This is a genomic window from Actinomycetota bacterium, assembly GCA_035697485.1.
GTDB lineage: Bacteria > Actinomycetota > UBA4738 > UBA4738 > HRBIN12 > JAOUEA01.
Window position 1 is genome coordinate 1 of sequence record DASSCU010000037.1, and the last position, 14,690, is coordinate 14,690.

General features: G+C 69.0%; 29 protein-coding genes and 1 pseudogene. All 30 read left to right on the top strand.

The window, feature by feature from the left end; genetic code table 11:
* The coding region (gene tuf, locus VFI59_10810) for an elongation factor Tu (GenBank protein HET6714187.1) at nucleotides 1-142 on the top strand (142 nt) is incomplete at its 5' end.
* A 39-nt stretch (nucleotides 143-181) separates the two neighbouring features.
* Complete coding sequence (rpsJ, locus tag VFI59_10815; protein ID HET6714188.1) at nucleotides 182-490, top strand: 30S ribosomal protein S10; 309 nt, start codon at nucleotides 182-184, stop codon at nucleotides 488-490.
* A 7-nt stretch (nucleotides 491-497) separates the two neighbouring features.
* A complete protein-coding gene (rplC, locus tag VFI59_10820; GenBank protein ID HET6714189.1) occupies nucleotides 498-1,160 on the top strand; it encodes a 50S ribosomal protein L3 in 663 nt (220 codons plus the stop codon).
* A gap of 1 nt (nucleotide 1,161) precedes the next feature.
* Nucleotides 1,162-1,863, top strand: a complete 702-nt coding sequence (rplD, locus tag VFI59_10825; GenBank protein HET6714190.1) for a 50S ribosomal protein L4 — start codon at nucleotides 1,162-1,164, stop codon at nucleotides 1,861-1,863.
* Nucleotides 1,860-2,147: a 50S ribosomal protein L23 gene (gene rplW, locus VFI59_10830; GenBank protein HET6714191.1), complete on the top strand. Its 288-nt coding sequence runs from the start codon at nucleotides 1,860-1,862 to the stop codon at nucleotides 2,145-2,147. Before rplD ends, rplW begins: the two co-directional genes overlap by 4 nt.
* Nucleotides 2,148-2,149: 2 nt before the next feature.
* Nucleotides 2,150-2,980: a 50S ribosomal protein L2 gene (gene rplB, locus VFI59_10835; protein HET6714192.1), complete on the top strand. Its 831-nt coding sequence runs from the start codon at nucleotides 2,150-2,152 to the stop codon at nucleotides 2,978-2,980.
* Nucleotides 2,981-3,262 carry a 30S ribosomal protein S19 gene (gene rpsS, locus VFI59_10840; GenBank protein HET6714193.1) on the top strand — a complete coding sequence of 94 codons (282 nt, stop codon included), beginning with the start codon at nucleotides 2,981-2,983 and terminating at the stop codon, nucleotides 3,260-3,262.
* A gap of 4 nt (nucleotides 3,263-3,266) precedes the next feature.
* Nucleotides 3,267-3,611, top strand: a complete 345-nt coding sequence (gene rplV, locus VFI59_10845) for a 50S ribosomal protein L22 (protein ID HET6714194.1) — start codon at nucleotides 3,267-3,269, stop codon at nucleotides 3,609-3,611.
* Nucleotides 3,611-4,507: a 30S ribosomal protein S3 gene (gene rpsC, locus VFI59_10850; GenBank protein HET6714195.1), complete on the top strand. Its 897-nt coding sequence runs from the start codon at nucleotides 3,611-3,613 to the stop codon at nucleotides 4,505-4,507. Before rplV ends, rpsC begins: the two co-directional genes overlap by 1 nt.
* Nucleotides 4,507-4,920, top strand: coding sequence for a 50S ribosomal protein L16 (gene rplP / locus VFI59_10855; GenBank protein ID HET6714196.1), 414 nt, complete (start codon nucleotides 4,507-4,509; stop codon nucleotides 4,918-4,920). The genes rpsC and rplP overlap by 1 nt, the downstream gene beginning before the upstream one ends.
* A gap of 3 nt (nucleotides 4,921-4,923) precedes the next feature.
* Nucleotides 4,924-5,175, top strand: coding sequence for a 50S ribosomal protein L29 (rpmC, locus tag VFI59_10860; protein HET6714197.1), 252 nt, complete (start codon nucleotides 4,924-4,926; stop codon nucleotides 5,173-5,175).
* Nucleotides 5,172-5,459 carry a 30S ribosomal protein S17 gene (gene rpsQ / locus VFI59_10865; protein HET6714198.1) on the top strand — a complete coding sequence of 96 codons (288 nt, stop codon included), beginning with the start codon at nucleotides 5,172-5,174 and terminating at the stop codon, nucleotides 5,457-5,459. Before rpmC ends, rpsQ begins: the two co-directional genes overlap by 4 nt.
* A gap of 34 nt (nucleotides 5,460-5,493) precedes the next feature.
* Nucleotides 5,494-5,862 (top strand): 50S ribosomal protein L14, encoded by a 369-nt coding sequence (gene rplN / locus VFI59_10870; GenBank protein HET6714199.1) that lies wholly within the window; start codon nucleotides 5,494-5,496, stop codon nucleotides 5,860-5,862.
* A gap of 3 nt (nucleotides 5,863-5,865) precedes the next feature.
* Nucleotides 5,866-6,204 (top strand): 50S ribosomal protein L24, encoded by a 339-nt coding sequence (gene rplX, locus VFI59_10875; protein ID HET6714200.1) that lies wholly within the window; start codon nucleotides 5,866-5,868, stop codon nucleotides 6,202-6,204.
* Nucleotides 6,201-6,779: a 50S ribosomal protein L5 gene (rplE, locus tag VFI59_10880; protein ID HET6714201.1), complete on the top strand. Its 579-nt coding sequence runs from the start codon at nucleotides 6,201-6,203 to the stop codon at nucleotides 6,777-6,779. Before rplX ends, rplE begins: the two co-directional genes overlap by 4 nt.
* Before the next feature lie 12 nt (nucleotides 6,780-6,791).
* Entirely contained in the window at nucleotides 6,792-6,977 is a 186-nt protein-coding gene (locus VFI59_10885) for a type Z 30S ribosomal protein S14 (protein ID HET6714202.1), read from the top strand.
* Nucleotides 6,971-7,396 (top strand): 30S ribosomal protein S8, encoded by a 426-nt coding sequence (rpsH, locus tag VFI59_10890; protein HET6714203.1) that lies wholly within the window; start codon nucleotides 6,971-6,973, stop codon nucleotides 7,394-7,396. The genes VFI59_10885 and rpsH overlap by 7 nt, the downstream gene beginning before the upstream one ends.
* 27 nt (nucleotides 7,397-7,423) lie before the next feature.
* Complete coding sequence (gene rplF, locus VFI59_10895) at nucleotides 7,424-7,975, top strand: 50S ribosomal protein L6 (GenBank protein HET6714204.1); 552 nt, start codon at nucleotides 7,424-7,426, stop codon at nucleotides 7,973-7,975.
* Nucleotides 7,975-8,322 carry a 50S ribosomal protein L18 gene (gene rplR / locus VFI59_10900; protein HET6714205.1) on the top strand — a complete coding sequence of 116 codons (348 nt, stop codon included), beginning with the start codon at nucleotides 7,975-7,977 and terminating at the stop codon, nucleotides 8,320-8,322. Before rplF ends, rplR begins: the two co-directional genes overlap by 1 nt.
* Nucleotides 8,323-8,350: 28 nt before the next feature.
* Nucleotides 8,351-8,974: pseudogene (rpsE, locus tag VFI59_10905) on the top strand (30S ribosomal protein S5).
* A complete protein-coding gene (rpmD, locus tag VFI59_10910; GenBank protein ID HET6714206.1) occupies nucleotides 8,971-9,159 on the top strand; it encodes a 50S ribosomal protein L30 in 189 nt (62 codons plus the stop codon). Before rpsE ends, rpmD begins: the two are co-directional and overlap by 4 nt.
* 25 nt (nucleotides 9,160-9,184) lie before the next feature.
* Nucleotides 9,185-9,625, top strand: coding sequence for a 50S ribosomal protein L15 (rplO, locus tag VFI59_10915; GenBank protein HET6714207.1), 441 nt, complete (start codon nucleotides 9,185-9,187; stop codon nucleotides 9,623-9,625).
* 23 nt (nucleotides 9,626-9,648) lie between these two features.
* Nucleotides 9,649-10,932 carry a preprotein translocase subunit SecY gene (gene secY / locus VFI59_10920; protein ID HET6714208.1) on the top strand — a complete coding sequence of 428 codons (1,284 nt, stop codon included), beginning with the start codon at nucleotides 9,649-9,651 and terminating at the stop codon, nucleotides 10,930-10,932.
* Between the two features lie 6 nt (nucleotides 10,933-10,938).
* Nucleotides 10,939-11,589, top strand: coding sequence for an adenylate kinase (locus tag VFI59_10925; protein ID HET6714209.1), 651 nt, complete (start codon nucleotides 10,939-10,941; stop codon nucleotides 11,587-11,589).
* Complete coding sequence (gene map, locus VFI59_10930) at nucleotides 11,586-12,347, top strand: type I methionyl aminopeptidase (GenBank protein HET6714210.1); 762 nt, start codon at nucleotides 11,586-11,588, stop codon at nucleotides 12,345-12,347. Before VFI59_10925 ends, map begins: the two co-directional genes overlap by 4 nt.
* Nucleotides 12,348-12,469: 122 nt before the next feature.
* Complete coding sequence (infA, locus tag VFI59_10935; protein HET6714211.1) at nucleotides 12,470-12,688, top strand: translation initiation factor IF-1; 219 nt, start codon at nucleotides 12,470-12,472, stop codon at nucleotides 12,686-12,688.
* A gap of 47 nt (nucleotides 12,689-12,735) precedes the next feature.
* Nucleotides 12,736-12,849 carry a 50S ribosomal protein L36 gene (gene rpmJ / locus VFI59_10940; protein ID HET6714212.1) on the top strand — a complete coding sequence of 38 codons (114 nt, stop codon included), beginning with the start codon at nucleotides 12,736-12,738 and terminating at the stop codon, nucleotides 12,847-12,849.
* Between the two features lie 21 nt (nucleotides 12,850-12,870).
* A complete protein-coding gene (rpsM, locus tag VFI59_10945; GenBank protein HET6714213.1) occupies nucleotides 12,871-13,251 on the top strand; it encodes a 30S ribosomal protein S13 in 381 nt (126 codons plus the stop codon).
* A gap of 25 nt (nucleotides 13,252-13,276) precedes the next feature.
* On the top strand, nucleotides 13,277-13,669 hold the full coding sequence (gene rpsK, locus VFI59_10950) for a 30S ribosomal protein S11 (protein HET6714214.1): 393 nt from the start codon (nucleotides 13,277-13,279) through the stop codon (nucleotides 13,667-13,669).
* Between the two features lie 90 nt (nucleotides 13,670-13,759).
* Complete coding sequence (locus tag VFI59_10955) at nucleotides 13,760-14,689, top strand: DNA-directed RNA polymerase subunit alpha (GenBank protein HET6714215.1); 930 nt, start codon at nucleotides 13,760-13,762, stop codon at nucleotides 14,687-14,689.
* Nucleotide 14,690: the final 1 nt, after the last annotated feature.

Below are 14,690 nucleotides of genomic sequence, written 5' to 3' on the forward strand. Positions count from 1 at the left end.
GGAGATGGTCATGCCCGGGGACAACGTCGAGATGACGGTCGAGCTGATCGCCCCGATCGCGATGGAAGAGGGCCTGCGCTTCGCGATCCGCGAGGGCGGACGCACCGTCGGCGCCGGCCGCGTGACCGAGATCATCAAGTAACCGAGCGACGAGCGAAGAGACCGGAGAGAAGGCGCGACCGTGGCAGGACCCAAGATCCGCATCAAGCTCCGGGCCTACGACCACCGCATGCTCGATGTCGCCGCGCGCGACATCGTCGAGCACGTCACCCGCACGGGTGCCAAGGTGATCGGCCCGGTGCCGTTGCCGACGGAGCGCGCCATCTACACGGTGATCCGCTCGCCCCACAAGTACAAGGACTCGCGCGAGCACTTCCAGATGCTCACGCACAAGCGGCTGATCGACATCGTCGACGCCACCTCGAAGACGGTGCAGGAGCTCCAACGCCTGAACCTGTCGGCCGGGGTCGACATCGAGATCAAGCTCTGAGGACGCCATGCCAGGAGACAGGACCGTGAAGGGGATCTTGGGGACGAAGCTGGGCATGACCCAGGTCTTCGACGACACCCGAGCCGTGCCGGTCACCGTGATCAAGGCCGGTCCCTGCGTCGTGGCCCAGATCAAGACCGAGGAACGCGACGGCTACGACGCCGTGCAGCTCGCGTTCGGCGACGTGCGCCCGAGCCAGGTCACGAAGCCGATGAAGGGTCACTACGAGGCGAACTCGGCCGAGCCGCGCCGTCACCTCGTGGAGCTGCGCACCGCCGACGCCGGCACGTACGAGCCGGGGCAGGAGCTGCGGGCCGACCTCTTCGAGGCGGGCGACATCGTCGACGTGGTCGGGGTGTCCAAGGGCAAGGGCTTCGCCGGCGTGATGAAGCGACACGGGTTCGCCGGGCTGAAGGCGAGCCACGGCACCCACCGGGTGCACCGCGCGCCCGGCGCGATCGGCGCCTGCGCCACGCCGAGCCGCGTGTTCAAGGGCATGCGCATGGCCGGCCAGCACGGCAACGAGCGCGTCACGGTCCTGAACCTCACCGTGGTGCAGGCCGACCCAGAGCGCAACCTGCTGCTCGTGAAGGGCGCGGTGCCCGGCCCGGAGGGCGGGCTCGTGATGGTCCGCTCCGCGGTCAAGACACCGGCGACGAAGGGTGCCTGAGATGGCGACGATCGACGTCCTCGATGCCCAGGGCAAGAAGTCCGGCTCGCGCGACCTCGCGGCCGACGTCTTCGAGGCGCCCGTGAGCGTCCCGCTGATGCACCAGGTGGTCGTCGCGGGACTCGCGGGGCTGCGCGCCGGCACGCATTCCACGAAGACGCGCGGCGAGGTCGCGGGCGGCGGCAGGAAGCCGTGGCGCCAGAAGGGAACCGGACGCGCGCGCCAGGGTTCGATCCGGTCGCCCCAGTGGGTCGGGGGCGGCGTGGCGCACGGGCCGCAGCCGCGCGACCACTCGATGCGCGTGAACAAGAAGATGCGCAAAGGCGCGCTCCGCTCGGCGCTCACCGACGCGCTGGCGAGCGGCAAGCTCGCCGTCGTGAGCGAGATCGCCTTCGACGAGCCGAAGACGAAGCGTGCCGCCGAGCTCCTCTCGACGCTCGAGCTCGACGGCAAGGTGCTCGTCGTGCTGGCCAGGCCGACCGACGACGGCGCGGCCGAGAAGTCGTTCCGCAACCTTGCCGACGTGAAGGTCGCCTACGCGGGCGGGCTCGGCACCTACGACGTGCTGCGGGCCGACCGGGTGCTGCTGACCGGCGACGCGCTCGACGCGCTCGAGGGCAAGGGCTCCACGCCCGAGGCGCAGAAGGGCTCCACGCCCGAAGAGCAGAAGGGCTCCACGCCCGAGGCGGGTGAGGGCGAGTGAAGACGCACCGCGACGTGATCATCCGGCCGATCGTCTCGGAGAAGTCCTATGCCGGCCTCGAGCAGAACACCTACACGTTCCTGGTCGACAAGCGGGCGAACAAGACCGAGATCAAGGAAGCCGTGCAGGCGATCTGGGAGGTCCGCGTGACCTCGGTGAACACGCTGCACCGCCGGGGCAAGGTGAAGCGCCGCGGCTACACGAAGGGCAAGCGTCCCGACGAGAAGCGGGCCATCGTCACCCTCGCCGAGGGCGACGCGATCGAGATCTTCGAGGGTGGATGAGCATGGCCGTCCGTAAGTACAAGCCGACGACCCCGGGCCGCCGCGGCGCGAGCGTCTCGTCGTTCGACGAGGTCACGCGCACGACCCCCGAGAAGTCGCTGCTGCAGAAGAAGCACCGCAAGGCCGGGCGCAACGTGCACGGCCGCATCACGACGCGCCACCAGGGCGGCGGCACGAAGCAGCGCTACCGGGTGATCGACTTCAAGCGGAACAAGGACGGCGTGCCGGCCAAGGTCGCGCACATCGAGTACGACCCCAACCGCAGCGCGCGCATCGCCCTGCTGCACTACGCCGACGGCGAGAAGCGCTACATCCTCGCGCCGCAGGGCGTGAAGCAGGGCGATCGCCTGATGAGCGGCCCCGATGCCGAGATCCGTCCCGGCAACGCCCTGCAGCTGCGCAACATCCCCGTGGGCACGGTCGTGCATGCGATCGAGCTCAAGCCGGGAGCGGGCGCCAAGCTCGCGCGCTCGGCCGGGGCGAGCGTGCAGCTGATGGCCAAGGAAGGCTCGATGGCCACCGTTCGCCTGCCCTCGGGTGAGACGCGTCTCGTGCCCGCCGCGTCCAAGGCCACGGTCGGCACGGTGGGCAACCCCGAGCACGAGCTGATCTCGCTCGGCAAGGCGGGCCGCGCCCGCTGGAAGAACAAGCGCCCGACCGTCCGCGGCGTGGCGATGAACCCCGTCGACCACCCGCTGGGTGGTGGCGAAGGCAAGTCCTCGGGCGGCCGGCACCCCGCGTCGCCGTGGGGGAAGAAGGAAGGCCGTACCCGCAAGAAGAACAAGGCGTCGAACAAGTACATCGTCCGCCGCCGTGGGAAGGGGCGTGGCTAGGTGCCCAGGTCGGTCAAGAAGGGTCCGTTCGTCGACGAGCACCTCATGGTCAAGATCGACGACATGAACAAGAAGGGCGACAAGCGCGTCGTCAAGACGTGGTCGCGCCGGTCCACGATCGTGCCCGACATGCTCGGGCACACGATCGCCGTGCACGACGGTCGCAAGCACGTGCCGGTCTTCATCTCGGAGTCGATGGTGGGGCACAAGCTCGGCGAGTTCGCGCCGACGCGCACCTTCCGTTCGCACTCCCGCGACGAACGCCGGACCGGAGTGAGGTAAGTACGTGGAAGCGCGAGCCACCATGAAGTACGTGCGCACGTCGCCGCGGAAGATGCGGCGCGTGATCGACATGATCCGCGGCCAGCACGTGGTCGAGGCGCGGCGCATCCTGCGCTTCTCGCCGCTCGGGCCCACGCCCGAGGTCGAGAAGCTGCTGAACTCGGCGATCGCCAACGCCGAGCAGCAACCCGGCGTGATCGAGGACAACCTGATGGTGTCGCGCGCCTGGGTCGACGAGGGCCCGACGCTGCGGCGGTACCGGCCGCGCGCGTACGGCCGCGCCACGCGGGTGCGCAAGCGCACGTCGCACGTGACGCTCGTGGTGGAGACGATGGGAGAGGAAGCCTAGTGGGTCACAAGGTCAACCCGTACGGGTTCCGGCTGGGGGTCATCTACCCCTGGAAGTCCAACTGGTACGCCGGCAGGCGTGAGTACGCCGGTCAGCTGCACGAGGATATCTGGATCCGCAAGCACATCCGGTCCCGCCTGTCGCGCGCCGGCATCAGCTCGATCGACATCGAGCGCAAGGGCGACCAGATCTGGGTGTTCATCCGCACGGCCCGGCCCGGCATCGTGATCGGCCGCAAGGGCGCCGAGGTCGATCGGCTGCGCAAGGACGTCGAGCGCTACACGAAGAAGCGGGTCGACGTGAAGGTCGAGGACATGAACCAGGCCGCGAGCGAGTCGCGCCCCGAGACCGACGCCACCCTGTTGGCCCAGGGCGTCGCCGAACAGCTCGCCGGGCGCGTGGCGTTCCGCCGCGCGATGCGCCGCGCCGTGCAGACGGCGATGCGCTCGGGCGCCCTCGGCGTGCGCGTGGCGACCGGCGGCCGTCTCGGTGGCTCGGAGATGGGCCGGCGCGAGTGGTACCGCGAGGGCCGCGTGCCCCTGCACACCCTGCGTGCCAAGGTCGACTTCGGCACGGCCGAGGCCAAGACCACGTTCGGCATCATCGGCGTGAAGGTCTGGGTTTACCACGGCGACGAGGTGCCCCATCGAGAGCAGCAGACCGAGCGGGCCCTCGCGCGCGCGCACGCATCGGCCCAGCAGGTCGAGACCGGCGGACGAGGCGGCTCCACGCCTGCCCCGGCGCCGCCCGAGGCTGCAGCGCCGGCCGAGGCTGCAGCGCCGGCCGAGGCCGAGGCGCCGGTTGCGCCCGTCGAGAGCGAGACCGCTCCCGCCGCCGAGGCCGCCGCACCGGAGACCGCCGAGACGCCGACGCCCACCGAAGGTGGCGACGCCTGATGCTGGCCCCGAAGAAGGTCAAGCACCGCAAGGTCCATCGCGGGCACCGCCGCGGCATGGCCAAGGGCGGCACCGAGATCCACTTCGGCGACTACGGCTTGGTCGCGCTCGAGGCGGCCTGGATCACGAACCGCCAGATCGAGGCGGCGCGCGTCGCGATCACGCGACACATCCGCCGCGGCGGGAAGGTGTGGATCAACATCTTCCCCGACAAGTCGGTGACCAAGAAGCCCGCCGAGACTCGCATGGGCTCGGGCAAGGGCAACCCCGAGGGGTGGGTCGCCGTCGTGAAGCCCGGCCGGGTGATGTTCGAGCTCGCCGGGGTGCCGGAGTCGCTGGCCCGCGAGGCCATGAAGCGCGCGCAGCACAAGCTGCCGATCAAGACCAAGTTCATCAGCAGGGACGGGGAGTAGCGGATGCCCAGCAAGGCCGCAGAGCTGCGAGAGCTGCCGGACGACGAGCTCCTGGTGCGCGTCGACGCCGCCAAGGAGGAGCTGTTCAACCTGCGCTTCCAGCTGGCGACGGGTCAGCTCGACAACCCGACCCGCATCAGGGAGGTGCGCCGCGAGGTGGCGCGCATCGCCACCGTGCTGCGCGAGCGCGAGATCGAGGCGGAGCTCGACGCGATCGCCGCGGCCCGCGAGGTGGCATCCGAGGAGGAGCAGTGAGCGAGGAGCAGACCGTGACCGACACCGCCGCCGAGCGCGGGCGCCGCAAGGTGCGCACCGGCGTCGTCGTGTCGGACAAGATGGACAAGACCGTGCTGGTGCGCGTCGACCGCAAGGTCACCCACCCGCTCTACCGCAAGACGGTGCGGCGCTCGTCGAAGCTCGCCGCGCACGACGAGCAGAACGAGGCGCACGTGGGCGACACGGTGCGGCTGATGGAGACGCGCCCGATCTCGAAGAGCAAGCGCTGGCGGGTCGTCGAGATCGTCGAACGGGCGAAGTGACCGCCGAGACAGAGGGAACGCGAGGGAGTCGGACGTGATCCAGCAGGAGACGCGCTGCAAGGTCGCGGACAACACGGGAGCCAAAGAGGTCCTGTGCATCCGCGTGCTGGGCGGCTCGGGCCGTCGCTACGCGGGGGTCGGCGACGTGATCGTCGGCACCGTGAAGGACGCCCTGCCCGGCGGCGGCGTGAAGAAGGGCGAGGTCGTGCGTGCCGTCGTCGTGCGCACGGCCAAGGAGCGCCGTCGCCCCGACGGGTCCTACATCCGGTTCGACGACAACGCGGTCGTGATCATCAACGAGCAGAAGAACCCGCGCGGCACCCGCATCTTCGGACCGGTGGCCCGCGAGCTCCGCGAGAAGCGGTTCATGAAGATCATCTCGCTCGCGCCGGAGGTGCTGTAGCCGATGCCAGGGGTCGACATCAAGAGGGACGACACGGTCCGCGTGATGGCGGGCAAGGACCGCGGCAAAGAAGGCCGCGTGGTCCGTGTGCTGCCGCGTGAGGGCAGGGTCATGGTCGACGGTGTCGCGCTGGCCAAGAAGCATCAGCGCGCCACCGGGCGCGCCAGCGGCTCGAGCCAGGCGATCCAGCAGGGTGGCATCATCGACGTCGAGATGTTCCTCGACATCTCCAACGTGCAGCCGGTCTGCCAGAGCTGCGGCAAGCCGACGCGCGTCGGGCACCGGGTCGACCAGGACGGCTCCAAGGTGCGCATCTGTCGGAAGTGCGAGGCGGAACTATGAGCGACGACTACACCCCGAGGCTGAAGCAGCGCTACCGCGACGAGATCGTGCCGGCGCTGCAGCGCGAGCTCGGGCTCGACAACGTGATGCAGGTGCCCCGCCTCGACAAGATCGTGGTGAACATGGGCATCGGCGACGCCGTCAAGGACGGGCGTCTGCTCGAGGCCGCGCTCGAGGACCTCACGATCATCACCGGCCAGAAGCCGGTCGTGACGAAGGCTCGCCAGTCGATCGCCGGGTTCAAGCTGCGCGAAGGCATGGCGATCGGCGCCAAGGTCACGTTGCGGGGCAACCGCATGTGGGAGTTCTACGACCGGTTGGTCTCGCTCGCGCTCCCGCGCATCCGTGACTTCCGGGGCATGAGCCCGAGCTCGTTCGACGGGCACGGCAACTACACGCTGGGTGTCACCGAGCAGCTGATCTTCCCGGAGATCGACTACGACAAGGTGGCGCTGGTGCGCGGCATGGATATCACGATCGTCACCACCGCCGCGACCGACGACGAGGCGCGAAGCCTGCTGATCGCGCTCGGCTTCCCGCTCGCGGGCGTCGAGCAGGTCGCACAGGCAGGGTAGGAGAACGCACACATGGCCAAGAAGGCATTGAAGAACAAGCAGCAGCGCCAGCCGAAGTTCCGCGTGCGCGGGTACACGCGCTGTCAGCGGTGCGGGCGATCCCGCGCCGTCTACAAGCGGTTCCTGCTGTGCCGCATCTGCTTCCGAGAGCTGGCGCACGCCGGCGAGCTGCCGGGGGTGACGAAGGCATCATGGTGACCAAGGAACGGCGGTTCTCGAGCAACGTCAACGATCCGGTCGCCGACCTGCTCACGCGCATCCGCAACGCGAACCTGGCGTACAAGGACGACCTTGCCGTGCCGGTCTCGAAGGTGAACGAGGCCGTGCTCGGGATCCTCGACGCCGAGGGATACATCGACGGCTTCGAGCGCGAGGGCGAGGGCGTGCACCAGGCCTTCCACGTGCGCCTGAAGTACGGCAAGCAGCGGCAGCGCACGATCTCCGGCATCAAGCGCGTCTCCAAGCCGGGACGCCGGGTCTACACGGGGCGGCACGAGCTGCCGCGGGTGCTCGGCGGGCTGGGCGTGGCGATCGTCTCCACGTCGCACGGCGTGATGACCGACAAGGACGCCTCCCGCAGAGGCATCGGCGGCGAGGTGCTGGCCTACGTCTGGTAGGCGGGCACACACGAGGGAACGGACACGATGAGTCGTATCGGCAAGCAGCCCATCGAGATCCCCGGCGGGGTCGAGATCACGGTCGGCGACGGCAACGTCGTCACGGTCGAGGGTCCCCGCGGGACCCTCACCCAGGCGATGCACGAGAACATGACGATCGTGGTCGACGGAGGCCTCGCGCGCGTCGAGCGCCCCGACGACCAGGGGTTCAACCGCGGGCTGCACGGGCTTACACGCTCGCTGCTGGCCAACATGGTCGAGGGCGTGACGAAGGGCTACGAGAAGAAGCTCGAGATCGTGGGCGTGGGTTATCGGGTCGCGATGAAGGGCAAAGACATCGAGGTGCAGGCGGGATTCTCGCACCCCGTGCTGGTGCCGGTGCCCGAGGGCATCGAGTTCGAGGTGCCGGCCCCGACCCAGATCGTGGTGCGGGGCAACGACAAGCAGGCGGTCGGTGAGATCGCCGCGAAGATCCGCAAGATCCGCAAGCCCGAGCCGTACAAGGGCAAGGGCATCCGGTACGAGGGCGAGTACGTCCGGAAGAAGGCCGGCAAGGCCGCGAAGACTGGTGCTGCGTGATGGCGAGGAACGAGAAGCGTGCGGCGCGCGAACGCCGCCACGACCGGGTCCGCAAGAAGGTCTCGGGCGACGGCACGCGGCCGCGGCTGGCCGTGTACCGGTCGAACAAGTTCATCTACGCGCAGCTGATCGACGACGTCGGCGCCCGCACGCTCGCCCAGGCGAGCGACCGCGAGGTCTCCGGCGAGGACAAGACGGCGCGTGCGAAGGCGGCCGGCGAGCTGCTGGCGAGCCGCGCGAAGGACGCCGGCATCGAGCGTGCCGTCTTCGATCGCGGCGGTCGGCTGTACCACGGCCGTGTGGCCGCGCTCGCCGATGGCGCGCGCGAGGGAGGACTCCAGATCTGACATGAGCAGGCGATACGACTCGAATCAGCAGGACCGCAGCCCGTTCGAGGAACGGGTGATCTCGATCAACCGAGTGGCCAAGGTCGTCAAGGGTGGTCGGCGGTTCTCCTTCGCCGCGCTCGTCGTCGTCGGCGACGGCGCGGGTCGGGTCGGCCTGGGCTACGGCAAGGCCAAGGAGGTGCCCGCGGCGATCGCCAAGGGCGTCGAGGAGGCCCGCAAGCGCATGTTCGAGGTGCCGATGATGGGCACGACGATCCCGCACGAGGTGGTCGGCGAGGCCGGCGCCGGCGTGGTGCTGCTGAAGCCGGCCGCCCCGGGAACCGGCGTGATCGCCGGCGGTCCGGTGCGCGCGCTGGTCGAGGCCGCGGGCATCAAGGACATCCTGTCGAAGTCCATGGGCAGCTCGAACCAGATCAACATCGTGAAGGCGGCCGTGGCCGGGCTCCGGTCGCTCCGTCGACCCCAGCAGGTGGCCCAGCTCCGCGGGCGCGACGTCCACGAGATCGCGCCCAAGCCGATGCTCGAGGCCGTCGCCGCCGCCGACGTGCGCCTGCAGGCCGCCCGGACGGCGGCGCTCGAGGAGGTCTACTCCGACCAGCCCCCGGGCCGTGACCAGCGACGCGGCCAGGGCCCACGCGGAGGCCGCCGATGAGTCAGCTCAAGGTGACGCAGGTGCGCAGCGTGATCGACCGTCCCCGTGACCAGAAGGACACGGTGCGCCGGCTCGGCCTGCACCGCATCAATGACAGCGTGATCAAGGACGACCGCCCCGAGATCCGCGGCATGATCGAGAAGGTGCGGCACCTCGTGCGGGTCGAAGAGGTCGAGGGCGCCTGAGGCGTCCCTGCGGAGAGGAACCGACATGAAGCTCCATCACTTGAAACCGGCCGAGGGCGCGAAGCAGGATCGTAAGCGCGTCGGCCGAGGGCGTGCCGGCGTTCGCGGCAAGACGGCCGGACGCGGCACGAAGGGCACCGGGGCCCGCAAGAACGTGCCCGCGTGGTTCGAAGGCGGCCAGATGCCGCTGCAACGCCGCGTGCCCAAGCTCAAGGGCTTCACGAACGTGAACCGCGTCGAATACGCCGTGGTCAACGTGGAGGTGCTCTCGAAGTACTACGAGAGCGGCGAGGTGACGCCCGAGGCGTTGGCGGCGCACGGCCTCGTGCACAAGAGCCTGCCGGTGAAGATCCTCGCCCGCGGCGAGCTCGACCACGCGCTCACGGTGAAGGCCCACGCGTTCTCCAAGGCGGCGAAGGCCAAGATCGAGCAGGCGGGCGGCACCGCCCAGCTCATCGAGGGCTAGATGCCGGGGTACGATAGACGCCCGTGCTGAAGGCCTTCCTCAACGCGTTCCGGCTTCCGGATCTCCGCAACAAGATCCTCTTCACGCTGTTCATCATCGCCATCTACCGGTTCGGCTCGTACGTGCCGGTGCCGGTCGTCGACTTCGGACCGATCCGCGACGCGATCGAGGCCGGCGAGGGCGGGTTCCTGCAGCTGATCAACCTGTTCTCGGGCGGGGCGCTCGGGCAGATGGCGGTCTTCGGGCTGGGCATCATGCCCTACATCACGAGCTCGATCATCATGCAGCTGCTCACGGTCGTGATCCCCAAGCTGCAGGCGTTGCAGGACCAGGGTGAGGTCGGCGTCAAGAAGATCAACCAGTACACGCGTTACGTCACGGTCGTGCTGGCGGTCCTGCAGTCGACCGGCATCGTGTTCCTGTTCCACTCGGGCGGCACCGGTCTGCCCGACCCGTTCCCGCCCGAGACGTTCACCGCCCCCAACATCGGGCTGATCGTGCTCACGCTCACCGCGGGCACGGCGATGATCATGTGGCTCGGGGAGCTGATCACGCAGCGCGGCGTCGGCAACGGCATGTCGATCCTGATCTTCACGAGCGTGATCGCGTCGCTGCCGGGCGAGGGGAGCTCGATCCTGCGCCAGGGCGGCGCGTTCAAGTTCAGCGTGATCATGCTGATCGGCCTGGGCATCATCGTCGCCGTCGTCTTCATGGACCAGGGGCAGCGCCGCATCCCGATCCAGTACGCCAAGCGCATCGTGGGCCGCAAGATGACGACCGGCGGCAGCACCTACCTGCCGCTCAAGGTGAACCAGGCGGGCGTGATCCCGATCATCTTCGCCACGTCGGTGATGTACATGCCGGTGCTGCTCGCGAGCATCGTGCCGTGGGAGGGGTTCCAGAACTTCGTCGACACGTACCTGAACGCCGGGAACCCGACCTACGTGTACATGATCGTGCTCGCGTCGATGATCGTGTTCTTCGCCTACTTCTACACGGCGATCCAGTTCGACCCGGTCAAGCAGGCGGACAACCTGCGCAAGCAGGGCGGCTTCATCCCCGGCATCCGCCCGGGCGGTCCCACGGCCACCTACCTCAACGACATCCTCGTGCGCATCACGCTGCCGGGCGCGCTCTTCCTCGCGGCGATCGCCCTGATCCCCACGATCGTCTTCAAGATCTGGGACTTCCAGCAGTTCCCGTTCGGCGGCACGTCGGTCCTGATCGCGGTCGGCGTCGCGCTCGAGACGATGAAGCAGATCGAGTCCCAGCTGCTGATGCGACACTACGAAGGCTTCCTGAAGTAGGCGCCGATGCGGCTGGTGCTGCTCGGACCGCCGGGGGCCGGCAAGGGAACGCAGGCCCAGCTGTTGGTGGATCGCTTCGGCATCCCGCAGATCTCGACCGGTGACATCCTGCGCGAGCACGTGCAGCGTGGCTCGGGGCTCGGCATCCGGGCCCGGGCATTCATGGACCGCGGCGAGTACGTCCCCGACGAGCTCGTCGTGCGCATGGTGATGGATCGCCTCGCCCAGCCCGACGCACGGCAGGGCTTCATCCTCGACGGGTTCCCGCGGACGGTGCCCCAGGCGGAGGCGCTCGAGAGCGCGCTCGAACAGACCGAGCAGCCGCTCTCGGCCGTGCTGAAGTTCGCGATCAGCGACGACATGGCCGTGCGGCGACTGTCCAACCGATGGACCTGCCCGGCGTGCAAGCGCACCTACAACATGGAGTTCAAGCCGCCGGCGAACGATCGGGTCTGCGACACCGACGCCACCCCGCTGGAGCGGCGCTCCGACGACGACGAGCTCACCGTGCGCCGTCGCCTCGCCCTCTACCGGGAGCAGACGGCCCCGCTCGAGGCGTTCTATCGTGAGCGCAAGCTGCTCGTCGAGATCGACGCCGAGGTGCGAGAGGGTGCCGTCGCGGCCCGCACGTTCGAGGCGCTGGAGGACGTGACGTGATCATCAGGAAGTCGCCCGAGGAGCTCGATCGCATGCGGCGGGCCGGCCGCATCGTGGCCGGCACGATCTCCTGCGTGCTCGAGGCGGTGCGCCCGGGGGCCACCACCGCCGACCTCGACCGTGTGGCCGAGGCGTACATCCGCGAGCAGGGCGCGACGCCGTCGTTCCTCGGGTACCGGGGCACCTACCCGGCCACCATCTGCGCCTCGATCGACGACGAGATCGTGCACGGCATCCCCTCGCCCGCCCGCCGGCTCGAGGAGGGACAGCTGCTCTCCCTCGACTTCGGAGCGATCTGGGAAGGGTTCCACGCCGATTCGGCGGTCACCGTCGTCGTCGGGGGCGTCGCGCCGACCGAGGACGCCGCCCGGCTGGTGAAGACGACCGAGGAGGCCCTGTACGCGGGCATCGCCGCGGTGCAACCCGGCGGCCGGATCTCCGACATCGGCCACGCGATCGCGTCGGTCGCCGAGGCCGCGGGCCTGGGCATCGTGCGCGAGTACGGCGGCCACGGCATCGGACGGTCGCTGCACGAGGATCCGTTCATCCAGAACTTCGGCCGTCCCGGGCGGGGCCCCGACCTGCGGCCCGGCCTGGTGATCGCGATCGAGCCGATGCTGATGCTCGGCGAGGAGCAGACCAAGGTGCTCGCCGACGAGTGGACGGTCGTCACGGCCGACGGCTCGCTGTCGGCGCACTTCGAGCACACCGTGGCGGTCACCGAGGACGGGCACCAGGTGCTCACGGCGCGCGGATGAGCCCGTTCGTGGACGTTCGCGCCGGGCGGCCCCTATACTGACCGTTCGCCCCCTCCCGGAGGGTGTTCGTGCACGTCCCGGGAGCCAGGGCGAGCACCCGTTCGAGAGGGAACAGCTGGAGCGTGCCGAAGAAAGACGCGATCGAGGTCGAGGGGACGGTCATCGAGCCGTTGCCCAACGCCATGTTCCGGGTGGAGCTCGAGAACGGACACAAGGTGTTGGCCCACATCTCCGGGAAGATGCGCATGCACTACATCCGCATCCTGCCGGGCGATCGGGTCCTGGTGGAACTGTCGCCGTACGACCTCACCCGAGGCCGTGTGGTGTACCGCTACAAGTAGGAGATGGGTCCTCGAGGCGAGGACCGAGAAGCAGGAGATCTGAGCGGATGAAGGTTCGGCCCAGCGTCAAGAAGATCTGCGACCGCTGCCGTGTGATCCGGCGCCGGGGCAAGATCCTCGTCATCTGCACGAACCCGCGGCACAAGCAGCGGCAGGGCTGAGAAGGAAGAGGGGACCGTCCAGTGGCTCGTATCGCAGGCGTCGACCTTCCGCGCGACAAGCGGCTCGACATCGCGCTGACCTACATCTACGGCATCGGGACGCCGGGGGCCGAGGCCATCGTGTCGGGGGCCGGCGTCGAGGGCGCCACCAAGGTGCGCGACCTCTCCGAGGACGAGGTGCTGAAGATCCGCGCCTACATCGACGCGAACTTCAAGGTCGAGGGAGACCTGCGCCGCGAGGTGGCCCAGGACATCAAGCGCAAGATCGAGATCGGCTGCTACCAGGGCATCCGACACCGCCGGGCGCTGCCGGTCCGCGGTCAGCGCACGCACACGAACGCCCGTACGCGCAAGGGTCCGAAGAAGGCGATCGCCGGCAAGAAGAAGGCGACCAAGAAGTAGCGAGACGCGAGGGAGCTGCACACGCATGGCGAAGCCCAAGGCCAAGAAGACCAAGCGCCGCGAGAAGAAGCACGTCGTCCACGGCCAGGCCCACATCAAGTCGACGTTCAACAACACGATCGTCACGATCACCGACCTGCAGGGCAACACCGTGTCCTGGGCGAGCGCCGGCAACGTGGGCTTCAAGGGCTCGCGCAAGTCGACGCCGTTCGCCGCGCAGCTGGCCGCCGAGAAGGCAGCGCGCGCCGCGCAGGAGCACGGGTTGCAGAAGGTCGACGTGTTCGTGAAGGGCCCGGGTTCGGGCCGAGAGACCGCGATCCGATCGCTCGCCGCCGCGGGCCTCGAGGTCACGGGGATCCAGGATGTGACGCCGGTACCGCACAACGGTTGCCGGCCGCGCAAGCGCCGCCGGGTCTGACCCGGGGGCGCATCCCCGCGGAGCACGTTCCGCGGGACAGACGACGCGGGGTAGGAATGGTTGATCCCCCGCCGAAGGAGGAACCACCGCATGTTCACCGTCGCGAGACCTCAGATCTCCGAAGAGGTCGTCTCGCCGACCCGCTCCCGGTTCGCGATCGAGCCGCTCGAGCCCGGGTTCGGCTACACCGTCGGCAACTCGCTCCGCCGCACGCTGCTCTCCTCGATCCCCGGCGCCGCCATCTCGTCGGTCCGCATCGACGGGGTGCTCCACGAGTTCTCGACGATCCCCAAGGTGACCGAGGATGTCACCGACATCATCCTGAACCTGAAGGAGCTGGTCGCCCGCTCCGAGCTCGAGGAGCCGACCACGGTCTACCTGAAGGCGAAGGGGCCGGCCGAGGTCACCGCCGGCGACATCGCGCCACCCGCGGGCGTCGAGATCCTCAACCCCGACCTGCACCTCGCCACGCTCGGCAAGGGCGCGAGCCTCGAGATGGAGATGACGGTCGAGCGCGGGGTCGGCTACCGCATGGCCGATAAGAACAAGAAGCCCCGCGACCCGATCGGCGTGATCCCGGTCGACTCGATCTTCTCGCCGGTGCGCAAGGTGAGCTACACGGTGGAGAACACCCGCGTGGAGCAGATGACCGACCGCGACCGCCTGATCCTCGACGTGGAGACCGAAGGCTCGGTCACGCCGCGCGAGGCCGTGGCGTCGGCCGGTGGCACGCTGCTCGAGCTGGTCACGCTCTTCAGCGAGCTGGCCGAGGCGGCGAGCGTCACCGTCGGCCCCGCCGAAGACGACGAGGTGCCCGGCGACTACGCGATCACGATCGAGGAGCTCAACCTGTCGGTGCGCTCCTACAACTGCCTGAAGCGCGAGGGCATCAACACGGTCGGCGACGTGATCCTCAAGAGCGAGTCCGAGCTCATGGACATCCGGAACTTCGGCCAGAAGTCGATCGACGAGGTGAAGGCCAAGCTCGAGGAGCTGGGTCTCGGACTGCGGGAGGAGTAAC

Coding starts and splice junctions, on each gene's coding strand:
- rplC (HET6714189.1), top strand. CDS start 498: ATGCCAGGAGACAGGACCGTGAAGGGGATCTTGGGGACGAAGCTGGGC.
- rplD (HET6714190.1), top strand. CDS start 1,162: ATGGCGACGATCGACGTCCTCGATGCCCAGGGCAAGAAGTCCGGCTCG.
- rplB (HET6714192.1), top strand. CDS start 2,150: ATGGCCGTCCGTAAGTACAAGCCGACGACCCCGGGCCGCCGCGGCGCG.
- rplP (HET6714196.1), top strand. CDS start 4,507: ATGCTGGCCCCGAAGAAGGTCAAGCACCGCAAGGTCCATCGCGGGCAC.
- rpmC (HET6714197.1), top strand. CDS start 4,924: ATGCCCAGCAAGGCCGCAGAGCTGCGAGAGCTGCCGGACGACGAGCTC.
- rplX (HET6714200.1), top strand. CDS start 5,866: ATGCCAGGGGTCGACATCAAGAGGGACGACACGGTCCGCGTGATGGCG.
- rplE (HET6714201.1), top strand. CDS start 6,201: ATGAGCGACGACTACACCCCGAGGCTGAAGCAGCGCTACCGCGACGAG.
- VFI59_10885 (HET6714202.1), top strand. CDS start 6,792: ATGGCCAAGAAGGCATTGAAGAACAAGCAGCAGCGCCAGCCGAAGTTC.
- rpsH (HET6714203.1), top strand. CDS start 6,971: ATGGTGACCAAGGAACGGCGGTTCTCGAGCAACGTCAACGATCCGGTC.
- rplF (HET6714204.1), top strand. CDS start 7,424: ATGAGTCGTATCGGCAAGCAGCCCATCGAGATCCCCGGCGGGGTCGAG.
- rplR (HET6714205.1), top strand. CDS start 7,975: ATGGCGAGGAACGAGAAGCGTGCGGCGCGCGAACGCCGCCACGACCGG.
- rpmD (HET6714206.1), top strand. CDS start 8,971: ATGAGTCAGCTCAAGGTGACGCAGGTGCGCAGCGTGATCGACCGTCCC.
- rplO (HET6714207.1), top strand. CDS start 9,185: ATGAAGCTCCATCACTTGAAACCGGCCGAGGGCGCGAAGCAGGATCGT.
- VFI59_10925 (HET6714209.1), top strand. CDS start 10,939: ATGCGGCTGGTGCTGCTCGGACCGCCGGGGGCCGGCAAGGGAACGCAG.
- rpmJ (HET6714212.1), top strand. CDS start 12,736: ATGAAGGTTCGGCCCAGCGTCAAGAAGATCTGCGACCGCTGCCGTGTG.
- rpsK (HET6714214.1), top strand. CDS start 13,277: ATGGCGAAGCCCAAGGCCAAGAAGACCAAGCGCCGCGAGAAGAAGCAC.
- VFI59_10955 (HET6714215.1), top strand. CDS start 13,760: ATGTTCACCGTCGCGAGACCTCAGATCTCCGAAGAGGTCGTCTCGCCG.